The organism is Leptogranulimonas caecicola (genome assembly GCF_023168405.1).
Taxonomy (GTDB): domain Bacteria; phylum Actinomycetota; class Coriobacteriia; order Coriobacteriales; family Atopobiaceae; genus Leptogranulimonas; species Leptogranulimonas caecicola.
The window spans coordinates 613,585-633,862 of the sequence record NZ_AP025285.1 but is presented as its reverse complement, the minus strand read 5'-3'; the positions used below and the strand labels follow the sequence as shown (position 1 = coordinate 633,862).

Here is a 20,278-nt window from a genome sequence, read left to right as displayed (position 1 = left end):
TCCCTAAGCAGGTGGATTGGCCAACTTAGCCCATTGTATCCGGAGTCCAAAAGCCAAAACGGGCATCTTCTTCGCACACCGACTGGACGAGCTCCTCATAGCCGGTGAGCGCGTCAAACGGGGCAAACTGCTTTGCGCGGTCTGGCAGAGGGGCGCAGCTTCGCAGCCCATCGCGCAATTGACGAGCCAGAATGTCTTCCAGGATTTGGCGGCGATGGCAGCGTTCCTGCTCTGAGGGGGCCGCATCTAGAAGAGCCTGGATTTCTTCCGGTAACAAAAGGGATGCCTGTTGCTGATGGAAGGCCTTCTCGGCAGGTGTAGAAAAAAGCGCATCTCTACTCATGATGACCGCCTACTTGGTGGGCTCGCATGCGAGCGGTGCCCTCGGGCAGCAGGCTTGAGGCATGGAGGAGCGCGTCTTTGCCGTAGCGCCGACGCACAGCGCCCCAGGTTTTTGCAAGGCTGCGCTGGCGCTCCTGAGCTGCCACATCGTCGAAAATAGCGGTTTGCAGGTTGGACGTGGAAGTAAGGCGTCCCAAGCAAATCATGATGCGGCGTATGGGCACATCGCGAAAGGTGGTCTTTTCGAAGCAATCCATGACGCGCGCCTTGAGGGCAGCAGGAAGATCGCACGGCGTGGACAGACGCTTGGAGGAGCCGGTATGGCCCAGATCGTAGCGAGTGACTCCGGGTGGAACAAGCGCACGGATGTGCGGTGGCATAGTGGCTACGTTGGCGCTATAGCCCACGAAAAGTGAGATCTCCCGAGCGGCCAGGTTTTGGCTCGCCAAGTCCAGCAGGACTTCATCAGCCATCTCTGACACTACCGTAGCTGCCTCGCTAAAGCTGTAATCGCGCATAAGGACCTGTCCGCAGGAAAGCGAGCGGCTCTTAGGGCGGATGGAGCGCATGCCTTGAAGCGTGGCATTCTCAAGGCCCCAGGCGTGATCGATGAGATACTCCCCCACCTTGCCAAACTCCCGGCGCACCACCTGAGGATCAAGAGCACAAACGCCCGCCAAGTCATAGACCCCGCGCTTAGCAAGGCGCCGGGCAGTGCCCCCAGAGATCATCCAAATGTCTGTGATGGGCCTATGAAACCAAAGGCGCTGGCGAAAGCCATGTTCGTCAAGCTCTGCGATGCCGTCCGACTCATGCTTGGCCAACACATCTAGGGCTGCCTTGGCCACAAAGGCGTTGGGGCCTATGCCGGCAGTAGCAGTGATGCCAGTTTCGCGATAGACAGTGTCAATGAGGTCGCGGGCAAGCTGGCGGGGAGTCTCTGCGTAGTAGTCCAAATAGGTAGTGGCATCTATAAAGACCTCATCCACCGAATAGACGTGGATGTCTGCTGGGTCGATGTAACGGCGATAGATGGCCACGATGCGCGCCGACACCCCCATGTAGTAGGCCATGCGGGGTTTGGCCACGATGTAGTTCATGGCGGAGGGGATCTGCCCTATCCGGCAACGGTTTTTGACCCCGGCAGCCTTCATGGCAGGGGTGATGGCCAGGCAAATGGTATTGCGAGAGCGTTCTGGATCTGCCACCACCAAGTTGGTGGTGAAGGGGTCGTAGCCGCGAGCCGCGCATTCCGCCGAGGCGTAGAAGCTCTTGAGGTCGATGCAGATAAAGGTGCGCGGACTTGCATGGCCGCCCTTCAGGCCCCTGGGCACAGGCTTTACAGCAATACGTTGTGGCTGCACCCCCATAGATCCTCCTACACCCCTACGCGAACATTTGTTCCTATTATAGAGACCCACGGAAAATTAGCCACCACTTTTTTAGAAAGGGTATTTTAGAGAAGGTCAAGCGAGCGTGAGGTATATCAGGAGTTGAAGGATGAGTCTTCCCAAGGTCGCCTTTTTTGACATCGATGGCACTCTCATAGATAGCAATCCAGAGATCTATGCGCAGGCCCAGGCGCCAGACGCCCCAAAAGAGCTTGTAGAGAGCGTCTTTTTGCCTACCCCTGCAGTGCAAAGGGCACTCAGGCGCTTTGTTGAGGCAGGCAACCTCGCCTTTTTGTGCTCGGGGCGGCCGCCAGAGGGGCTTTCTATGCTCTTGGACGCCCTGCCTTTTGCCGGCTACATCGCTCTGGCGGGCTCTTATGTGCAGTTAGGCGACACTCCCCTGCTCGCTTCCGAGGGCCTTTTTGAGAGGCTCGTCCCGGCTTTGGAAGCCTTTGAAGCCTGCGATGTGGCGGCGTTGTTTGAAGGTCCGCGGGGTTCTGCCGTCTATCTGCCCAGCCCCCATCATGAGCTTCCCGCTATGAATATCGAGGTTATCGAAGATGCCCAAGAACTAAAAGAACGCGGAGACGAGCTCACGCTGGTGAAAGCCTTTTGGATGGCCGAGGAAGACAAGCGGCTGGGTCCTGTGCGCGACGAGCTGAATCGCCTCTATAGGATCAGCGATTTAGGGGTAGGCGGCTCAGAGCTCACCCTGCCAGAGTTTTCCAAGGGATCCGCCATAAAAGTTATGCTGGACGCCATAGGCCCTCATGAAACGGTCTATGGCTTTGGCGATTCAGAAAACGACATTTCCATGTTGGAGGCCGCCGAGGTGGCAGTGGTCATGGATAATGCTACCAATGCCATAAAGGCCTACGGCGACGTTATTGCTCCTGCCGTTACCCAGGACGGGGTGGCCCAGGTGCTGGATGCCATTATGCAGGGAAATAAAATACCGCACCTCGATTAGAGACACGGTATCCAAGAGTCATATTGTTTGCAATCACTCGATCGGCACCCATAGCGAGAATCAGGTTCTCACACAGCAGCCTTACTGCTTGATCTCCAGCAGCTTCTTGCGCAGATCGTTTTCCATGGCGGCCAGCTCGCGCTCGGCCTCGGCACGCTTCTGGCGCCCCTCCTGCTGGATCTGCATGACCTCGTCAAAAGTTTGGATGAGGTTCTCGTTGGTGTGCTTGAGGGTCTCGATGTCGACGATGCCGCGCTCGTTCTCGCGTGCGATCTGAGCTGTGGTGGTCTTGAGCTTCTCGGAATTCTTGCGCAAAAGCTCGTTGGTCATGTCGGTCACGGCAGTTTGGGCGCGCACTGCAGCGTCGGCATTGGCAATGCCCAGCGCCAACACCATCTGCGACTTCCACAGAGGAATGGTGTTCACGATGGTGGTTTGAATCTTTTCCACCATGAGCATCTCATTGTTTTGCACGAAGCGAATCTGAGGTGCAGTCTGCATGGCGATGGTACGGGTGAGCTCCAAGTCAGAGAGCTTCTTTTCAAAGCGATCGATAGCTGAGGTGAGTTTTTGCACCGCCTCGGCATCCTCGGTACGGCCAGAGGCCAGCGCCTTGGCCTTGGCTTCCTCAAGCTCGCCGGCCTTGAGCTCAGACAGGCGCTTTTTGCCCGCCAAAATGTACATGGTGAGCTCTTTGTAATAGGTGAGGTTCAAGTCATAGAGCTTGTCCAAGATCTTGGTGTCCTTCATCAGAGAGATTTGCTGCTCCTGAAGGCTTGCCACGATTTTGTTGACGCTATTCTCGGCCTTGTCGTATTTGTTCTTGAGATTCTCTACCTTGTTGGCGCCGCGGCGGAAGAAGCCCAAGAAGCCCTTCTCATCCTCTACCTCAAAACCGCGCAGCTCGCCTACCACGCCGGTGATAAGGTCTCCCACCTCGTCAAGGTCTTTGGTGCGCACCTTCTCGAGCGCGGTCTGAGAGAAATCCGCCATCTTCTTTTGGGCGCCTGAGCCATAGGTAAGCACCTGGGAGGCATTGGTGACGTCGATCTGGCGGGAGAACTGGTCTACCTGGGCCTTCTCGGCCTCAGAGAGCAGATCATCGGCACCGGAAACCAGCGCGTCGGGCTGCTCTTCCACCAATGTAGGTGTGACCTGCACCTCTTCTACCTCGGAGAGGGTGAGCTGGGGAACATCGTCAAAGTTAAGATCATCCATAAGAGCTCCTAGAGTATCCAGTGGACCCAATAGCGATACGTGCGTTCAAACAGGCAGTGCCCTGGGCGAGCACCCAGCCTGGTTAAGACTCCTGGGGGACTTCAGAGCCATTACCAGAAGAACGATGCTGCTTGCGGAGGAGCCCCTGCTGTTTGAGCACATCTTGAAGCACCGAAGCATCAGCGGAGACATCCCAGGCCATGTCGCGAAAGAGACCGTCTAACAGGTTCTCGTAAGCCTCGGTGAGCATATCGAGCGTGCGAGAGATCTCTTGGCGAGAGGAGGTGATGTTGGCCCCCTGCACGGGCTGCTCCTCTAGTTTGTCATAGGCATCCAGCAATTTGACAGTGGTAGGCAGATAGTAGGTATTGAGCATAGAGATGTCATCGGCAGTCTCGGGATGGGTGCCCACATAGTCATAGATGCGCTCCACGATGGATATGATGACATCTACTTTAGAACTGATAGCCGGATCGTCGATGTCGACTTTTGCCGCAGAGATCTGCGCCACATAGGCGTCCCCAGCAGCCACAAGCTTTGCCACCTCAGGAGCCACCTGGCGCGGCGGCTTTTGAGACGTTGTCGAAGCAGGCTGCGACGAAGCCGCTGCAGCGGCTCGTGGATCAACAGGGGTATTGGCTTTCTCCACGCGCTCCACCTTGGCCTCTACTGGAATGCCGGCCTCACGCGCCTTTTGGTCTTGCTCCAAGAACTCCTCGTAAGCACTGCGGGAGAGGATGTATTCGCGATCTGTGTCCACCAGGTAGGTGTCACACAAAAGGCCGCGGCTAATAAGCATCGTCAAGTCTTCGTGCACCTCTGCCACAGGCAGATCCAGTTGATCTGCGAGCTCTTCCACCGGATAACGGTCGAAGATGCCTACCACAGAGCGGTACCCCTGATAGCGCTTGGAAAGCCGCACGCGCCTGTAGCCTGCCACGGTGACCCTCAAGCACAGGATGAACAACACCAAAAAGAGCACCAGCGAAGCAATGCCAGCGGCGCCTAGATACTCCACCTCGACCAGGGCGGTAATACAAGACAACAGCATGCCAAAGCTGAAGAATCCGCCTAGGATCTCCATGGTGTAGCCAGAGGCAGAGAGGCCTACCCCGTTCTTGTAGCGACGGGAAAGCAGCTTTCGCTCCTGGGCAGCCGTAAGGGTGCCTCTGCCTGCACCAGGCCTCGAGGCTTTGCGCTTAGGAGGCTGAGGGGAGCCAGGCTTGATTGTGGCCTCGGGCTTTGCGGGGGCGCCAGGCTTTCTTGTGGCGGCGGGGCTTGCAGGCCCCTGCGAATTGGCTTGAGCTGAAGCGGCCATAGACTGAGCGGCTTTGCCTACCGCCTCTCCCACCTGCGATCCTGTGGTGCGAGCCATCTGTTTGGCCGCGTCTACCGTAGCGCCCACCGCGTCGCGCAGCCGAGCGAAATCCTCGCTGCTCACAGCCTGCTGGATTGCCTGAGAAAACTCGTCAGCGGCCTGCGCAAGAGGGTCTTCTGCGCGCCCTGGGCGGTTCTTGTTCTTAGGGTCCTGTGCCATTGAGCTGCCCGTCCTTGCGAAATGGAGTTTGCGGTATCCTCGCGGGGATAGATATGAATCGAGTATTGATTCTACTCTATGGGCTTCGTCTCCCCACCCTTGTCAGCAGGCTTTCATGAATCTGGGAATCGCAAGCGTGGCCCATCCTCTTAGGGGCCCTCTAAAGTGGCTATCCTAGAAAACGCATGCAGCCTCTCGTAAGAAGGACAGGATTGGTCCCATGGTGATTCTTGGTGCATTGGTGAATGGGCTGGCTACCGTAGCCGGCGGCCTCATTGGCCTTTGCGGGCGCTCCTTTGTCTCTCAGGAACTGGGAGACTTTTTAATGAGCGGCCTGGGTCTCTGCGTCATCTTGGTGGGCATCGACGGCATGCTGGGCGACACCAGCATCCTTGTGGTCATCGCCTCCATGGTCATAGGCAGCCTTGTGGGCTATGCCATCGATCTGGATGGCCTCATCACCAAGCTAGGCCAGACCATCCAATCCAAGCTCACTTCGAAGTTCTCTGGATCTGCCAAGCTTGGACACTTCTCCGAGGGCTTTGTAGCCGCCACCCTCTTCATTTGCGTAGGCTCCATGGCGGTGGTGGGATCGCTTCAGAGCGGTCTCCAACTGGACCACTCGACCCTTTTCGCCAAAGCCGTAATAGACATGGTGGTAGTTGCAGTGATGGCCACCACCCTAGGCATTGGGGTTCCCTTCTCGGGCATTTGCGTCTTTTTCTATGAGGCTGCACTGAGTTTGGCGGCCTCGGCGCTCTCTCCCCTGCTCACCGAGCCTGTCATTGGCGCCATGACCACTACGGGCTCCTTGCTGCTCTTGGCGGTGGGACTCAACATGTTGGGCATCACCCACATCAAAGTGGCCAACATGCTGCCGGCAGCCTTCGCTCCCCTGCTGTTTATCCCGTGGCTGTAGAGGCGGGTTCTCAGAGCCAGCGGCGACGCTCTTCGAGATAATCTCGAACAAACTGCTCTTCGCTGCGACTCGCGTAGATGACTCCTTCAATTGCCGAGAAAAGCACCGCCACGACCAGAGGCAGCCAACTGTCCACCACAAAGGCCGCAGCCAAGGAAGTAAGAGTAAGCGTAATGTGCACGCAGCCTTCTGCCAGGTGCCCCAAATAGAACTTATGGACTCCCAACGCGCCTAAAAAGATGGCTAGAAGCGATGCCTTCTGACGACAGGTGAGGGAATCTTCCTTTTGAGGGGCTTCTAAAAACGAAGGTCCGTCAACGGCGGGTTGAAACGGCAATACCTGTGCGGGCTGATGGTGGTACCTTCGCTGTGCCATGGACTCACCTTCCTCGCCAAGGGACGCTCAGTTATTCATATTGATGGACTTAGAACTAATATTACTGTAAGCGAGTTGAATTGTGCACCCTCAAAATCGGAGAAGGCCAAAATGCTCTGCACGATTTAGAGGCCTATGGCGCTTCTTGCGCCATAGGCCCTGTCAAAGGGTTCTCCATTGCAACGCGGACCCTGCCTAGTTCTTCTCCTGAGCCTCCTCTGCCAGGATCTCTTGACGAGCGATCTCTGCATCCCTTGCCACATACTCTGCGGTGGCCTCATCGCTGGTCAGAGCGCCAGACTCATAGCCTAAAGAAGAGCTAAGAAGGCCCTCGATCTGCCCATCTTCTTGATCCAGATTGGCATCTGCAGAAGAGGAGTCGCTGTCTTGGTCAGACACCGGGCCTACTGTCTGATCGCAGGGGTCGAACTCTTTGCCGCGGTAAGGCGTATCTTTCTCAAACTTCATGGTCTGTCCAATCGATTAAACCCTAGAGGATGGAAATGGCGCTAACGCAGGCGAGGAGTGCCTTTGGTACGCTTGGAATCCCGAGATGTTTTGCGGGCGCCTTCGCGGGGATGAGCCACAGCCACGCTTCCTGTGCCGACCGCCATAGCATAGGCCGGCCGAGCGGCGCCCTCACCAGAGACCTCTAACTCCTCGACCTGGGCTTCGCCGGCCAATTCCTCAGGTAAAGCAACCTCCGCTGACGTCTCAGGCAGCGGCAAAGGCCCTAAAGGCCCAGACAGGCGCCTCTCCAGCTTCCAGAAACGCGCGGGGATAGAAGGCAGCACTGAGGGATCATAGCCCTTTGTGCCAGCCCCCGCCAAAACCAGCGCTAAAGGCGGCGCCACGATGGCAACAAGGATCAGTGCCGGGCTGCCATGGAAACACTCCGCTACAGAAACAGCGACAAGCACCTCCAGCGACCAAAGTAAGCCTAAGGGCAAAATGCCTAGCTGTTGAAGATCGCCTGTAGGCAGCGACCAGCAAAAGAGCGTTGCCCCTACGCACAGCACGATGGCCCAAAACAGCGTCACTACCCTACCGGCATGCGCCAACCGATAGGGACCATAGACAGGTATCAATATTTTCAAGGGATTCTCGCCAGCACGGGCCAGCACCAGGCCCCCGCCTACAAAGCACAGGATGCTGCCAACAATGGCCGCTGCACCTAATACTCCCATAGCTGCCGAGAAGAGATGGGCATTCACACGCAGGTCCTTTCCCCGTCAAAAACCTGGAGGATAGATACCCGCCGGTAGTCTCCCCTTTACCAAAGTTGCTGCTCAGACATCGTTCTATACAAAAGCCGACCATAAAAGAAAGGAAGTTGAAGGCGCCTTCGAACCGTTGGCGAAGCCACGGCCGCCGTTGGGCTTATATGTATGGGTATCGATATATTCTGAAGGCTTGTTGAAGCGATAATCTTAGATATATATAGGAGGCATTGGCACTGTCCGTACATTTATACTGCAATTGTTTACATGTGGGATATTCCTCTATTTTCCTAAATCTTCCCAGTTCAATAAGGTACGTGGTCGTCCTATGAACAAATATTTGGCAGCTTATGGAGTTGGAAGTTGAGGCCCATTACCGCCTGGCTTTATCAGATTATAGATACCGGTACGTAGTGGGACTAGCCAAAAGGGGTGGCCCTATGATGCGACAAGCTGCTGGAAAAGCGCGCATTGCCCTCGCCGGCATCGCCGCGGTGGCTGCCGCTGCTTTTCTTATCACCACATTTAGCCAAAGCCCTGCCAAGCCTACGGTCACTGTGCAACTGCCGGCCAATGAGGCGGCGGGCTACACCTGGGTATGCGCCGTGCAACCCAAGGGATCCTTTGTGACGTTGGAAGAGTCCTACGCTTCCGACGACGCCAGCGACCCTGCATGCGGCGGCATCCAAACCTTCGTGCTTCAAAGCCAGCTGGAGGGTGACTCCTCTGTCTCCTTCGCGTGCTTGGATGCCGGCGGCAACATCGACTCCACTGCCACCTACGAGTTTGAGACTGTGGACGCCACTATCGTGTCGCGGGATACCAAGGCGCAGATCTCTGAGAAGCTGCTGGCTCCCTTCCAAGACGAGGCTCAGGAGTCTTAGCCTGAAAAAGGCGTGCCCTCGCACGCCCAGCCCAGACGCTGCACCCTAAGGTGCGGGCCCTCACTCAGAAGGCCTGCACCTTAGGCTTTGTTGCGCGCAGAACCAACCTGCATGCAAAACCCTCAGCTCGCCGCAGGCCTCTCCGCCAAGAGGGCGCAGAGGCTTTGGAGAATGTCCACAGTGACCTCCAGGCTGCGCACTGGGATGAACTCTCGGACCGAGTGCGCCAGGTATCCGCCGGTGGCGATGTTGGGGCACAGCAAGCCGCGGAAGGTGAGCTGGGCGCCGTCGGTGCCACCGCGCACCGGCACGCAGCGAGGCTCGACACCCTGCTGGCGGTTGGCCATAAGGGCGGCATCGATCAAGAACTCCGAGCCCTTGAAATGCTCGGCCATGTTGCGGTACTGGGGCTTCACCGCCACCTGCACGCGGGCCTTTCCCTCCCGCTCGTTGATCATGGCAGCCGCATCTTGAAGAAGCTTCAGGCGACGCTCGAAGCCCGCAGCATCAAAGTCGCGAATGAGGTAGTGGGCCTTCACCTGGGCCGGCGTGCCCTCGATAGAGTGGCAATGGAAGTAGCCCTCGCGGCCTTCTGTGTGCTCCGGGCGCTCGGCGGCCGGCAGCATAGAGTCCAGGTCGCGCCAGAGGCTGATGGCGTTGACCATGCGATCTTTGGCAGCCCCAGGATGCACCATGACTCCCTCGACGGTCACCAGGGCGTCTGCTGCCGAGAAGCATTCGTAATTGATCTCGCCCAACTGCTCGCCGTCCACCGTATAGGCATAGGCGGCGCCAAAGTCTTCCAGGTCCAGCAGAGCGGCTCCGTGGCCTATCTCCTCGTCGGGCACGAAGGCCACCGCCAGCGGAGGATGCGGAAGGCGCAGATCTTTTTGGTAGCGGGCCAGAAGCGCCATGATCTCGGCCACTCCAGCCTTGTCGTCTGCCGATAAAAGCGTGGTGCCGTCGCTGGTCACGATGGGTTGTCCCGCCATCTGGGCAAGGTCGGGCACAGAGCCTGTCGTGACGCGCACCCTACGGCCGTCCACCTCGCCTATCACCAGGTCGCCGCCCTCATAGGCCACAATCTGGGGTTTCACCCCATGAGCGGGGGCATCCGAAGTGGAATCGATGTGGGCGATGAGGCCCAGGCGCGGAGCCTGGGCCGCCTCTGGCGACCCGTCGAGCTTGGCGGTCACATAGCCGTGTCCGTCCACCTTGACGTCCTTGGCGCCCAGCTCCTCCAGCTCCTTGCCGAGAAGCGCCGCCATCGCCAACTCCTCTTCATTGGAGGGGGTGGTCTCTTCTCGGTCAGGATTGCTGGGAGAGTCTACCTGCACATAGCGAAAGAAGCGCTTGACCACGTCGCTTATGTCGGGGCTTTGGGCCACCTGGGATGCGTCCATCACGCAAACCTCCTCATCAAGGAAGGCCCGCCTCATGCGAGGCGGGCCTTTCTGTCTCATGCTATGAGAAGTGTAAGCCTTACGGGCTCAGGGGCCGGCTTAAAGGCCCATCTCCTTTTTAAGGGCAGCCAGCTCGTCATCCACCGCCGCCGAAGCGCCGGAGGCCGCGTACTTCTCTTCCAGGCTGGTGACGGGATCCTGGGGCTGGGCGTCCAGCTCTTCCATGGCCTCACTCTTGTCTAGCATGGCGTCGGTCTTGGCCTCCATGCGCTCGAAAGCAGAGATGGCGCTCTCGGCGCGGTCGGCGCCGCCGGTCATCTTGGAGACCTTCTCCTTGGTCTTGGCCACAGCCGCCTTGGCCTTGATGGTGTCACGGCGGCCCTTCAAGGTATTGATGTCGTTTACCAGCTTGTCGTGCATCTGGCGCATCTTTTGGGCGTTCTCATGAGCCGCCTCATAGGCCATCAGGGCGCCTTCGTTTTTACCTACCAGCTCCTGCTTCTTGGCCAGGAAGGTGCGGGCGTCGTCCTCGTTGCCTGCCGCCAGAGCCTTGCGAGCCAGCCCGTCGTACTTGTCGATCTGCGCCTGGTTCTCGTCCACCATGCGGCGGCAGCGCTTCTCTTCGGCCATGACGCCTGCGGTGGCGTCTTTGACCTCGGCCAGGCTCTCGGTAAGGTCACGCAGATACTGGTCTACCATCTTGGAAGGATCCTCGGCGCGATCCAAAAGCTCGTTGACGTTGGCCTTCACGATGGTGCTAAAACGATCGAGGATTCCCATGGCGAGACTCCCTTCCCGGCTCTTATGAGCCTTAAGAAAACTGGACCTGTCCTAGGTCTACCCGTACAACTTGGCTACTCCGAAGGTCCCTTGTCAGTGTACTTTTTCTCCAGATCCTCCAGCTCTTGGTCCCCAAAGGTTTCGAGCGGCTGGTTGAGCAGATCGTCGAGGCGCTTCTGCTCGGCCTGTCGTTTTTTCTCGCGGTTCTTGTGCGCGCCGTAGATGGTGATGGCCACCACCAGCACGCCTATGACCACGGCTCCCACGATGAGCGGGCGTCGGGCCTCGGCAGGGTCTGCCATGATCTCTTGGGCTGTCCCAGAAAAGGCTTCCGAGAAGATCTCTTCCTCGCTCAACGATTGATTGGCGTAGGCAGCGTCGAGGTTCTTGGCTAACACAGAGACCGCCTCGTCGTCCATGACGCTTCTGGCGGCAGAGCCCACGCAGTAGCCACAGTTATAGCCTCCGGAGCCGTTGTCGCAAAACACCAGCACAAAGTGGCCTTCATCATCAAAGTTTTGTGCATAGACCTCCTGGGCCGTCTGGGTGAGCTCGGCGGTGGAGGTAGTGTAGCCGTTGGGCAGGATGTAGACGTAGGGCATCACGCCGGTCTCATCTGCAAAGGCGCGAAGACCTGTCTCCAGCACGGCGGTGTTATGGATCCAGTCGCCATCGAGATCGTTGTAATAGGGCGTGATTTGCGCGGTACCAGCCGGCAGCTTCTCCCGCTGGTGGGTGGAGCTGGCACTGGCATAGGCCCCCGATCCAGCGCCATCACCGGATCCGGCGCAACCAAAGGCCGAGAAGAGCGCCCATGCCAAAAGGGCCGCACACAAAAGGACGAACAGCGTGCCGCATCCGCATCCGCCGGTGCTCTCTTGGGGTGTGGCGGGCGGCGTAGAGTCGGCACCAGGATTCGAGGAAGCGGCAGGAGCAGGTTGAGAGCTCGAGGCAGCGGTGGCTCTTTTGCTGCTGTTGCCCATAGAGCTTCCCAGCATGGAGCCTAAAAAGCCGCCCATAAAGCTGCCGCCTCTATAGCGGCGGCGAGGGTAACCCATAGGTGGGCCGCCAAACCCGCCCACAGGTCCGAATCCAGGGCCAAGGCCGCTGTGGGAGCCAGAGCTTGGACGACTGGAGCGGCCGCCCGAGCGCGACCCTCCCGAGAAGCCGCCGGAGGAGCGACCACCACCCGAGAAGCCACCGCCTCCCCCTCCGCCTGATCCTGCACCGCTCGACCTGCCCATAGGGACCTCCCATCGTTTGCTAGATGAAAGTGTACCCGAGTGCCGGCAAAGCTTCGGATGGACGGGCAAAATCAGTCGGGCGCCCGGTTCCTGCGGACGAGAGGATCCTCTGGAGCACCCCGCCCCAGGAGAGGGCCGTGGCATCTAGGACAGGGGAAGGATCAGCTAGGGAGGCCGCGATCTTCTCGGCAAGGCGAGTCTCGAAAGCCGGGAGGTCTGAGAGCTTGGGCTTGTCCACGTCGGCGATGGCAGGAGGCGTCACCCAGCGCACCGACGCCTGGGGAAGCCCCAAGGAAAGCCAGGGACGGATGCCGGGGAGATCGGTGAGCACCGCCTTGCAGCCGCAGGCCAGAGCCTCCACCGCCACCAACGGGAGCCCCTCGAAAAACGAGGGGAGCACAAAGGTGCTCGCAGCTCGATACTCCTGGGCGAGATGCTCTGGATCCAGGCGCCCAAGAAACTCCACCGGGGTCGCAAGGCGCGCTGCCTGGGCGCCTATGGCGTCGCACTGAGCTTGAGCGCTGCCCCAGCTCCCGGCCAGCCGCAGCTTGGAGGACGCTGACGCCGTAGCTGCAGCCGCTGAGTTCGTCTGCCGCTTGCGCACTGCCGGCGCCGCCGCGCCCATCGACATCTTCACGGGCTACACCGACACCGCGGTCATGGCAGCCGCTACCGGCAACTTGGAATTTTTAAGCTATGGACCCGGCAGCCTGGAAGTGGCGCACAAACCCAACGAGCATGTGCCGGTGGCAGACCTTGTCCGGGTCCGCCGGGTCCTCTCGAAGCTCGCAGCCGATTGCTGCCTCTAGCTGCGTGCAACCTCTGAGCGCTCAACCTCTGCGTCTTCCGCCTTGGCCCGTGCCCGCTGCGCGGCCTCGGCCTCGGCCGCCGCGATCATGCGCAGCTGGGCGTCGGAGAGGCGAATAGGTTCGGCAGCGTTCATGTGGGCATGGCAAAGAGAAGTGGCACCTCGGCGCAGCTCACGCTCGTCTACCGGCTCATAGCCCAGGGTGGGATCTTCGGGGTTCACCAGCTTGAAGGAGCCGGCGCCCCTGCCGGCAGCCTGGGCTGCGCGGAAGTTCTCCTTGGCCACCGAGATCATGAGCTTGATGCGGTTGAGCTGGTTGACCTCGGAGGCACCGGGGTCGTAGTCCACCGCCACAATGTTCGACTCCGGATGCATCTGGCGCAGGCGCTTGATGACGCTCTTGCCCACCACGTGGTTGGGCAGGCACGCGAAGGGACTGCAGCACACGATGTTGGGGCAGCCGGTCTCGATGAGGTCCACCATCTCGGCCGTGAGCAGCCAGCCCTCGCCCATGGTGTTGCACAGGGACAGGATCTGGCTGGCCTTCTCGGCCAGCTCGAAGATCTGGGCGTAGGGCTCGAAGCGGGTGGTCTCCTCGAGCATGCGGTTGATGGGGGCACGCAAAGAGTCGATGAGCTTGATACCCGCCATGTGGGTGGCGCGGCGCTTGAAAGAGCTGCCCAGCTCTCCCCTCATGTTGATGGGGCTGGTGAGCCCAAAGAGGAAGAAGTCCACCAGGCCGGGCACCGCCGCTTCGCAGCCCTCGGACTCGATGACCTTGACCACCTCGTTGTTGGCGGTGGGATGGAACTTCACCAGGATCTCGCCCACCACGCCCACGCGGGGCTTGGAGCGGTCGTTGACCAGCGGCAGGATCTCGAAGGCGTCGATGGTGCGCTGGCACAGGCGGTAGAAGTCGCGAGGGCCCATGGTGGGCATGGCGGCCTCGGCCTCGGCCATGATCTGCTCGAAGAGCTCGTTGGCGCTGCCGGGCACATCCTCGTAGGGACGGGTGCGATAGAGCAGCTGCATGATGAGGTCGCCAAAGAGCAGCGCATAGCAGGCCTTCACCAAGACGGCCGGCTTGAGCAGGTTGAAGCCGGGGTTGTCCTCGTCCAGGCCGCCGGCCACTGCCAGAGAGATCACGGGAATGTGGCCGTTGCCGGAGTCTTTGAGCGCCTTGCGGATGAGGGCGATATAGTTGGTGGCGCGGCAGCCGCCGCCGGTCTGGGTGATGAGGACGGCGGTCTTGTCAAGGTCGTACTTGCCGCTCTCGATGGCTTCCATGATCTGGCCGGTCACCAGGATGGAGGGGTAGCAGATGTCGTTGTTCACATACTTGAGGCCAGCGTCCACGGCGCCGCGGTCCACCGAGGGCAGAAGCACCATGTTATAACCAGCAGCCTTGATGATGGGCTCCACCAGGGCGAAGTGGATGGGAGCCATCTGGGGCACCAGGATGGTGTAGCCCTCCTCGAACATCTCCTGGGTGTAGCGGGGCTTGGCGAAGGCCGCGCTGGCAGCAGTGCGCTCCTGCGGCAGGTGCTCGGCGCCGGGGTATTGGGCTTCCAGCTCGGCACGCTGCTCTTTCAAGGCCGCCATGAGGGAGCGGATGCGGATGCGGGCCGCGCCCAGGTTGGAGACCTCGTCGATCTTCAAGACGGTATAGATCTTGCCGGCAGCCTCCAGGATCTCCTGCACTTGGTCGGTGGTGAGGGCGTCTAGGCCGCAGCCAAAGGAGTTGAGCTGGATGAGGTCCAGGTCGTTGCGGCTGGCCACAAACCGGGCGGCACGGTAGAGGCGGCTGTGGAACATCCACTGGTCCACCACGCGGATGGGGCGCTCGGGACGCATGTGATGGGCCACCGAGTCCTCGGTGAGCACCGCGAAGCCAAAGGAGGCCACCAGCTCGGGGATGGCGTGGTTGATCTCGGGGTCGTTGTGGTAAGGGCGCCCTGCCAGCACGATGCCGTGGGCGTCGTTGGCCTCGATCCAAGCCAGAGCCTCGTCGCCCGCCACCTCCATGGCGCGCTTGAAGTCCAGGTCTGCCTGCCAGGCGGCGTTCACTGCGGCGTCGATCTGGGCGCGGGTGATATGCTCGCCGCGCACCCGGCCGCGGCCCGAGGCTGCGTCGGCCTCGCGCTGCACGCTCACTACCTCGTAGAGGCGGCGCTTGAGCTCGTTCTTGTCGTCATAGGGCACAAAAGGCGCCAGATACTCCACCGAGGGGTCTGCCAGCTCGTCCATGTTGAGCTCCAACGCCTGGGGATAGCTCATGACGATGGGGCAGTTGTAGTGGTTGCCTGCGGTGGGATCCTCCTGGCGCTCCCAGCGCACGCAGGGCATCCAGATGAAGTCCACGTCTTTTTGGAGCAGGTTCACCACATGGCCGTGGGAGAGCTTGGCAGGATAGCACACACTCTCGGAGGGCATGGACTCGATGCCCGCCTCGTAGGTGGCCTTGGTGGAATTATCGGAAGGAATGACCGAGAAGCCCAACTCCGTAAAGAAGGCATGCCAGAAGGGATAGTTCTCGTACATGTTCAGGGCGCGGGGGATGCCCACGGTGCCGCGGGGGGCGCGCTCGGGATCCAAGGAAGGACGGTCGAAGAGCAGGCGGTTCTTTACCTCGAAGAGGTTAGGGGCTTGCGACTTTTGCTTGTGGGAGCCTGCACCCTTCTCGCAGCGGTTGCCGGTGATGAAGCGGCGGCCTCCGCCAAAGTCGTTGATGGTGAGCAGGCAGTTGTTGGAGCAGCGGCCGCAGTGGGCCTTGATGCGCTTGACCCTAAGGTTGTCGATCTCGGCGCGGGTGAGCAGGCTCGAGGTGCCGTCCTTGCCGGCACGATCGCGGGCTAGCAGGGCGGCACCGTAGGCACCCATGCAACCGGCGATGTCGGGGCGGATGGCCTCGCGGCCGGTGAGCAGCTCGAAGGCGCGCAGCGTTGCGTCGCTCATGAAGGTGCCGCCCTGAACCACCACTGAGGCGCCGATCTCTTCTGCGTCGCGGAGCTTGATGACCTTGAAGAGCGCGTTCTTGATGACCGAGTAGGACAGGCCTGCCGCGATGTCGCCTACGGTAGCGCCCTCTTTCTGGGCCTGCTTCACGCGGCTGTTCATGAACACCGTGCAGCGGCTGCCCAAATCCACCGGCTTGTCGGCGCCCACCGCGGCGGCGGCAAAGTCGCGCACGTCCATGCCCATGGAATCGGCGAAGCTCTCGATGAAGGAGCCGCAGCCAGAAGAGCAGGCCTCGTTGAGCATGATGGAGTCGATGACGCCGTCTTTTACTCGCAGACATTTCATGTCCTGGCCGCCGATGTCCAAGATGAACTCCACCTGGGGCACGAAGGCCTTGGCGCCCCGCAGGTGAGCTACGGTCTCGATCTCGCCAGAGTCTGCCTTAAGCGCTTCGATGAGCAGCGCCTCGCCATAGCCGGTGGTGGTCACGTGCCCTATGACGCAGCCCTCAGGCAGCGCATCATAGAAGTCGTCCATGATGATGGTGGCGGTGCCCAGCACGTCTCCGTTGTTGTTGCCGTACCAAGTGCGGAGCAGCTGGCCCTCCTCGCCCACCATGGCGGCCTTCATGGTGGTGGAGCCAGCATCGATGCCGATAAACACGCGCCCTTGGTAGCTGGCAAGATCTGCGGTGGGCACTACCTCGCGGCTGTGGCGCTCGTGAAACTCGTCCAGGTCTTTCTGGGTGGCAAAGAGCGGGTCGAGACGCTCTACCTCAGAGCCCTGGGTGTCGCCCAGCGAGTCCAGCGCATCGATCACCTGGCTGAAGGTGGAGCGCTTAGACGACTCGCCTGCCAGCGCGGCGCCCGTGGCGACAAAGAGATGGGCGTTCTCGGGCACAATGCGGCAGTCCTCAGGCAGCTCCAGCGTCTCGTAGAAGCGCTCGCGCAGCTGAGGCAGGTACTGGAGAGGGCCGCCCAAAAAGGCCACATGACCGCGGATGGGATGGCCACATGCTAGACCGGAGACCGTCTGGTTGGCCACTGACTGGAAGATGGAGGCGGCAATGTCTGCCGGAGCAGCGCCCTCGTTGAGCAGGGGCTGCACGTCGGATTTGGCAAAGACGCCGCAGCGAGAGGCGATGGGGTAGATGTGGGTGGCCTTCTCGGCCAGGGTGTTGAGACCCGAGGCGTCGGTATGCAAAAGGGAAGCCATCTGATCGATGAAGGCGCCGGTGCCGCCTGCACAGGTGCCGTTCATGCGCTGCTCGATGCCGTTGTCGAAGTAGATGATCTTGGCGTCCTCGCCACCCAGCTCGATGGCGCAGTCGGTTTGGGGGATAAGGGTCTCCACGGCACGCTTGGAGGCGATGACCTCCTGAACAAACTCCAGGTCCAGCCATTGAGAGAGCAGAAGGCCACCGGAGCCGGTGATTGACACGCGCATAGGGGTATCGCCCACCCAGGCCTGAGCCTTCAAGAAGAGGTCCTTGGCGCAGGCGCGGATGTCGGTGTGGTGGCGCTGGTAGTTGGCATAGACTAGCTGGCCCTGAGAGTCGATGACCGCCACCTTCACCGTGGTGGAACCCACGTCGATGCCCAGGCGGAGGTCTTCAAGGGAAGGCACGGGCTTCTCGGCAGCAGCAGAGAGCGCGCAGGGCACCAGCTCGGCGCCGCGAGCCTCAAGACCGTAGGGGTTTTCTTGGATGTTAGTCACGGTGTTCCTCCAGGAAAGTCATCAGGGTGAGGCCGTAGAGGGGGATATTCAGGTCGTAGGAGTTGTTATAGAGGTCGCCAGGGCGCACGAACATGAGCAGGGTCATAAGGCGCGCCATAGCCTCGACGGGCTCGGACATGCCGCCTATGATCCAGCGTTCGAGCACGCCGCATTCGGCACTCACGGCGAAGGTGATGTAGTAGTCGAAGAAGGTGCCGAGGGCCCGCTCGTCAATGCCGCTTAGGGCTCTCGCCGAGAAGCTCGTATGCAACTGGGCTTTGAGCCGCTCCATGAAACGGGGATCTCCTGAGGGTCCCAAAAGGGGCGCCAGATAGCTGCCACGCTCTTTGAAATAAGTGAGCAGCTCCACGGCCCCGGGCACCGGCTCCAGGTTGTCACAGGCTGAAAAGACATCTTCAAGATGGGTCTCGCAGATGGTCCAGGTAAGGTTCTGGATGTCTGAGAGGGCCTCGTCCTCGATGGAGGTCACCAGGTCTTGGATGTCTTTGTAGTGGGAGTAGAACGTGCGGCGGGTAAGCCCTGCGATGTCTGCCACGCAGGTGACGGTTACCCGAGAGAGATCCCCCTCTTGAGCCACCGCTTGGCCCAGCGCATCGCGCAGTCGCTCGCGGGTGCGCACGCAGCGAGGATCTGCGTTGGTCTGAGAGATTGTGGGCACAAAGCTCCTCTGGGTCGCGGCGTAAGTCTAGAGGCAAGCCGAGGCGTTTTATGCGCTTGGGCTCGAGGGATGGCAGAAGCGCCAGCAGCGAGGGCACGGGCTTCTCGGCAGCCATAGCCTGAAAGCTCCCTGGACTTACTACACAGTGTGTGCACTAAGTAACAGCATGAGTAGTATTGCACAGTCTGTGAAATAGTGGAATAGGCGCGATGCCCCCATGAGGCGCGCACAATTGTCTAGATGGAAGATCTTCACAGGCAGCTGGAAGCAGCCTTGCACGCAAGCCAATGGGAGATGCAGCCATGAGGAGGACCGCCTTTGAAAAGGCATGGCTGATTTGGAGAGGCACCGCTAAAAAATAACCTTAAAAGTAGAAAAGGCAGCATTATATGCATGAGATCGTATCTTTAAAGAATGCTTTGCGTCCTGCTGCACAATCATAGCTATTTGATAAACGCTTTGTAACGGATGGCCCAATGGCCCTTAACGGCAGATGAAAGGTGGCACTATAGGCTCCACGCACTGGCCCACGCCTAAAGTTTGATGGATGAGCCCACAAATGCCGGCCATCGTCCTTTGGGATAGGACTGCATTGGTTCTGGCCGCAGTGCGTGCGCTTTGGCGAAGACCTACCACACAAGGAGTCCTCATGAAAAAGAACACGTTCATCAAGGTGCTTGGCTGCCTTATGGCCTGCACCCTGGCGGTAGTGCTGGCGGCCTGCGGCTCTGCCAACAACCAGTCGGCCAACCAATCCTCCTCCACAAGCAGCGACAGCGCTCAGACGTCCAGCGACGCCGCAGCGACCGACGACTACACCCTGGTGCAGGACGGCAAGCTCACCATGATCTCCAACTTCTACTTCCCGCCCTTCGTGTCCATGTCCACAGACCAGAGCCACGAGAATCCCGTCGACAACTTCGAGGGTTTTGACGTGGACGTCTACAAGGCCGTCTGCGACAAACTGGGGCTCGAGCCCAACATCTTGCCCTCTGTGCAGTTCGACACCATCGTGCCCACCATCAAGCAGGGCGGCAAGGCAGACGTCTCCATCGGCGCCATCACCATCACCGACGAGCGCCAGCAGGAGGTGGACATGACCGACCCCTACATGGACTCCAACCAGGCCATCGTGGTGAAGAAGGACGCCACCGCCACCGACATCGACACCCTCAATGTCTCCGGCATGAAAATTGCCGTCCAGGCCGGCACCACCGGCGAGGCCTGGGCCCAGGAGAATCTTCCCAACGCTACTATTGTTCCTCTAGACGACGTTATTCAAGCTCTCACTGGACTCCAGACAGGCACCTACAACGCCGTGGTCTGCGACTTGCCGGTAGCCGAGTACGAGATCAGCGTGGCCTACTCCGACCTGCAGATTACCACCGAGATTCCCACCGGCGAGCAGTACGGCATCGTGGTCTCCAAGGACAACCCCGGCCTCACCAAGGCAATCAACCAGGCACTCCAGGAGCTGCAGGACGACGGCACCATGGATGAGCTTGAGCAGAAGTGGTTTGGCACCACCCTCTAAGGAGCCGCCAGCCCTAAGGTTATAGCTGCAACCGCGAGCTCTCAGGTTGCTGAGATATGACAAGCACCCCAAAAGCCCAGGCTTTTGGGGTGCTTTCTTGTGGCAAGGCGCCGGGAGGCGTATGGGCGGGCCGAAAGATGCGTGAGCCGGCCGGGAGATGCGTGGACGGAGGCATTTCTCGTTATAAGCGGGTCCAGTTGCACTGGGGTTTTACAAAACCCCAGTGCAGAAAACCCGCTTATAACGTATCAGCTGCCAAAAAACCTCTTCTGCTGCCAAAAACTCGTTATTAGCGCCTT

18 protein-coding genes are annotated in these 20,278 nt (G+C 59.8%); 5 read left to right on the top strand and 13 right to left on the bottom strand.

Annotated features, from left to right (window positions below; genetic code table 11):
* Positions 1 to 25 precede the first annotated feature (25 nt).
* The gene (locus tag OR601_RS02850) at positions 26 to 343 is read right to left on the bottom strand and encodes a hypothetical protein (RefSeq protein ID WP_136012463.1); all 318 of its coding nucleotides are present in this window, start codon (positions 341 to 343) and stop codon (positions 26 to 28) included.
* A complete protein-coding gene (locus tag OR601_RS02845; RefSeq protein ID WP_136012462.1) occupies positions 336 to 1,712 on the bottom strand; it encodes a Y-family DNA polymerase in 1,377 nt (458 codons plus the stop codon). The genes OR601_RS02850 and OR601_RS02845 overlap by 8 nt, the downstream gene beginning before the upstream one ends.
* A gap of 130 nt (positions 1,713 to 1,842) precedes the next feature.
* Here OR601_RS02845 and OR601_RS02840 point away from each other — a divergent pair, with 130 nt between their 5' ends.
* Entirely contained in the window at positions 1,843 to 2,703 is an 861-nt protein-coding gene (locus OR601_RS02840; protein WP_265592132.1) for an HAD-IIB family hydrolase, read from the top strand.
* An 81-nt stretch (positions 2,704 to 2,784) separates the two neighbouring features.
* Here the strand turns inward: OR601_RS02840 and OR601_RS02835 are convergent, their stop codons facing one another.
* Both OR601_RS02835 and OR601_RS02830 read right to left on the bottom strand, forming a co-directional pair.
* A complete protein-coding gene (locus OR601_RS02835; protein WP_265592131.1) occupies positions 2,785 to 3,921 on the bottom strand; it encodes a toxic anion resistance protein in 1,137 nt (378 codons plus the stop codon).
* 82 nt (positions 3,922 to 4,003) lie between these two features.
* Positions 4,004 to 5,458: a 5-bromo-4-chloroindolyl phosphate hydrolysis family protein gene (locus OR601_RS02830; RefSeq protein ID WP_265592130.1), complete on the bottom strand. Its 1,455-nt coding sequence runs from the start codon at positions 5,456 to 5,458 to the stop codon at positions 4,004 to 4,006.
* A gap of 220 nt (positions 5,459 to 5,678) precedes the next feature.
* On the opposite strand from OR601_RS02830, the gene OR601_RS02825 reads away from it, so the two are divergent.
* Positions 5,679 to 6,377: a DUF554 domain-containing protein gene (locus OR601_RS02825; RefSeq protein ID WP_265592129.1), complete on the top strand. Its 699-nt coding sequence runs from the start codon at positions 5,679 to 5,681 to the stop codon at positions 6,375 to 6,377.
* A gap of 10 nt (positions 6,378 to 6,387) precedes the next feature.
* Here the strand turns inward: OR601_RS02825 and OR601_RS02820 are convergent, their stop codons facing one another.
* From OR601_RS02820 to OR601_RS02810, 3 genes are all read right to left on the bottom strand, one after another.
* Positions 6,388 to 6,753, bottom strand: coding sequence for a TM2 domain-containing protein (locus OR601_RS02820; RefSeq protein ID WP_265592128.1), 366 nt, complete (start codon positions 6,751 to 6,753; stop codon positions 6,388 to 6,390).
* Positions 6,754 to 6,948: 195 nt separating this feature from the next.
* Positions 6,949 to 7,221, bottom strand: a complete 273-nt coding sequence (locus OR601_RS02815; protein WP_265592127.1) for a hypothetical protein — start codon at positions 7,219 to 7,221, stop codon at positions 6,949 to 6,951.
* 41 nt (positions 7,222 to 7,262) lie between these two features.
* On the bottom strand, positions 7,263 to 7,967 hold the full coding sequence (locus OR601_RS02810) for a hypothetical protein (protein ID WP_265592126.1): 705 nt from the start codon (positions 7,965 to 7,967) through the stop codon (positions 7,263 to 7,265).
* 446 nt (positions 7,968 to 8,413) lie between these two features.
* Between OR601_RS02810 and OR601_RS02805 the strand changes: the two genes are divergently transcribed.
* Positions 8,414 to 8,857, top strand: a complete 444-nt coding sequence (locus OR601_RS02805) for a protease inhibitor I42 family protein (protein ID WP_167604296.1) — start codon at positions 8,414 to 8,416, stop codon at positions 8,855 to 8,857.
* Positions 8,858 to 8,979: 122 nt separating this feature from the next.
* Here OR601_RS02805 and pepT read toward each other — a convergent pair whose 3' ends face one another.
* The 4 genes from pepT to OR601_RS02785 form a co-directional block, all read right to left on the bottom strand.
* The gene (gene pepT / locus OR601_RS02800) at positions 8,980 to 10,260 is read right to left on the bottom strand and encodes a peptidase T (protein ID WP_265592125.1); all 1,281 of its coding nucleotides are present in this window, start codon (positions 10,258 to 10,260) and stop codon (positions 8,980 to 8,982) included.
* A 99-nt stretch (positions 10,261 to 10,359) separates the two neighbouring features.
* Positions 10,360 to 11,040 (bottom strand): PspA/IM30 family protein, encoded by a 681-nt coding sequence (locus OR601_RS02795; RefSeq protein ID WP_265592124.1) that lies wholly within the window; start codon positions 11,038 to 11,040, stop codon positions 10,360 to 10,362.
* Between the two features lie 74 nt (positions 11,041 to 11,114).
* Entirely contained in the window at positions 11,115 to 12,284 is a 1,170-nt protein-coding gene (locus OR601_RS02790; protein WP_265592123.1) for a hypothetical protein, read from the bottom strand.
* A 19-nt stretch (positions 12,285 to 12,303) separates the two neighbouring features.
* The gene (locus OR601_RS02785; protein ID WP_265592122.1) at positions 12,304 to 12,909 is read right to left on the bottom strand and encodes a glycosyltransferase; all 606 of its coding nucleotides are present in this window, start codon (positions 12,907 to 12,909) and stop codon (positions 12,304 to 12,306) included.
* Between OR601_RS02785 and OR601_RS02780 the strand changes: the two genes are divergently transcribed.
* Positions 12,833 to 13,093: a M20/M25/M40 family metallo-hydrolase gene (locus OR601_RS02780; protein WP_265592121.1), complete on the top strand. Its 261-nt coding sequence runs from the start codon at positions 12,833 to 12,835 to the stop codon at positions 13,091 to 13,093. The genes OR601_RS02785 and OR601_RS02780 overlap by 77 nt on opposite strands.
* Here the strand turns inward: OR601_RS02780 and OR601_RS02775 are convergent.
* Positions 13,090 to 17,757 carry an acyl-CoA dehydratase activase-related protein gene (locus OR601_RS02775; RefSeq protein ID WP_369945987.1) on the bottom strand — a complete coding sequence of 1,556 codons (4,668 nt, stop codon included), beginning with the start codon at positions 17,755 to 17,757 and terminating at the stop codon, positions 13,090 to 13,092. The genes OR601_RS02780 and OR601_RS02775 overlap by 4 nt on opposite strands.
* 1 nt (position 17,758) lies before the next feature.
* Complete coding sequence (locus OR601_RS02770) at positions 17,759 to 18,445, bottom strand: TetR/AcrR family transcriptional regulator (protein WP_265592120.1); 687 nt, start codon at positions 18,443 to 18,445, stop codon at positions 17,759 to 17,761.
* A gap of 649 nt (positions 18,446 to 19,094) precedes the next feature.
* On the opposite strand from OR601_RS02770, the gene OR601_RS02765 reads away from it, so the two are divergent.
* Positions 19,095 to 19,979 (top strand): ABC transporter substrate-binding protein, encoded by an 885-nt coding sequence (locus OR601_RS02765; RefSeq protein ID WP_265592119.1) that lies wholly within the window; start codon positions 19,095 to 19,097, stop codon positions 19,977 to 19,979.
* Positions 19,980 to 20,278 lie beyond the last annotated feature (299 nt).

Excerpts from the sequence above, each read along its gene's own strand:
- OR601_RS02830 (WP_265592130.1), bottom strand. The coding sequence starts at position 5,458 with ATGGCACAGGACCCTAAGAACAAGAACCGCCCAGGGCGCGCAGAAGAC.
- OR601_RS02785 (WP_265592122.1), bottom strand. The coding sequence starts at position 12,909 with ATGGGCGCGGCGGCGCCGGCAGTGCGCAAGCGGCAGACGAACTCAGCG.
- OR601_RS02825 (WP_265592129.1), top strand. The coding sequence starts at position 5,679 with ATGGTGATTCTTGGTGCATTGGTGAATGGGCTGGCTACCGTAGCCGGC.
- OR601_RS02850 (WP_136012463.1), bottom strand. The coding sequence starts at position 343 with ATGAGTAGAGATGCGCTTTTTTCTACACCTGCCGAGAAGGCCTTCCAT.
- OR601_RS02835 (WP_265592131.1), bottom strand. The coding sequence starts at position 3,921 with ATGGATGATCTTAACTTTGACGATGTTCCCCAGCTCACCCTCTCCGAG.
- OR601_RS02815 (WP_265592127.1), bottom strand. The coding sequence starts at position 7,221 with ATGAAGTTTGAGAAAGATACGCCTTACCGCGGCAAAGAGTTCGACCCC.
- OR601_RS02845 (WP_136012462.1), bottom strand. The coding sequence starts at position 1,712 with ATGGGGGTGCAGCCACAACGTATTGCTGTAAAGCCTGTGCCCAGGGGC.
- OR601_RS02765 (WP_265592119.1), top strand. The coding sequence starts at position 19,095 with ATGAAAAAGAACACGTTCATCAAGGTGCTTGGCTGCCTTATGGCCTGC.
- OR601_RS02805 (WP_167604296.1), top strand. The coding sequence starts at position 8,414 with ATGATGCGACAAGCTGCTGGAAAAGCGCGCATTGCCCTCGCCGGCATC.
- pepT (WP_265592125.1), bottom strand. The coding sequence starts at position 10,260 with ATGGACGCATCCCAGGTGGCCCAAAGCCCCGACATAAGCGACGTGGTC.
- OR601_RS02840 (WP_265592132.1), top strand. The coding sequence starts at position 1,843 with ATGAGTCTTCCCAAGGTCGCCTTTTTTGACATCGATGGCACTCTCATA.
- OR601_RS02795 (WP_265592124.1), bottom strand. The coding sequence starts at position 11,040 with ATGGGAATCCTCGATCGTTTTAGCACCATCGTGAAGGCCAACGTCAAC.
- OR601_RS02820 (WP_265592128.1), bottom strand. The coding sequence starts at position 6,753 with ATGGCACAGCGAAGGTACCACCATCAGCCCGCACAGGTATTGCCGTTT.
- OR601_RS02790 (WP_265592123.1), bottom strand. The coding sequence starts at position 12,284 with ATGGGCAGGTCGAGCGGTGCAGGATCAGGCGGAGGGGGAGGCGGTGGC.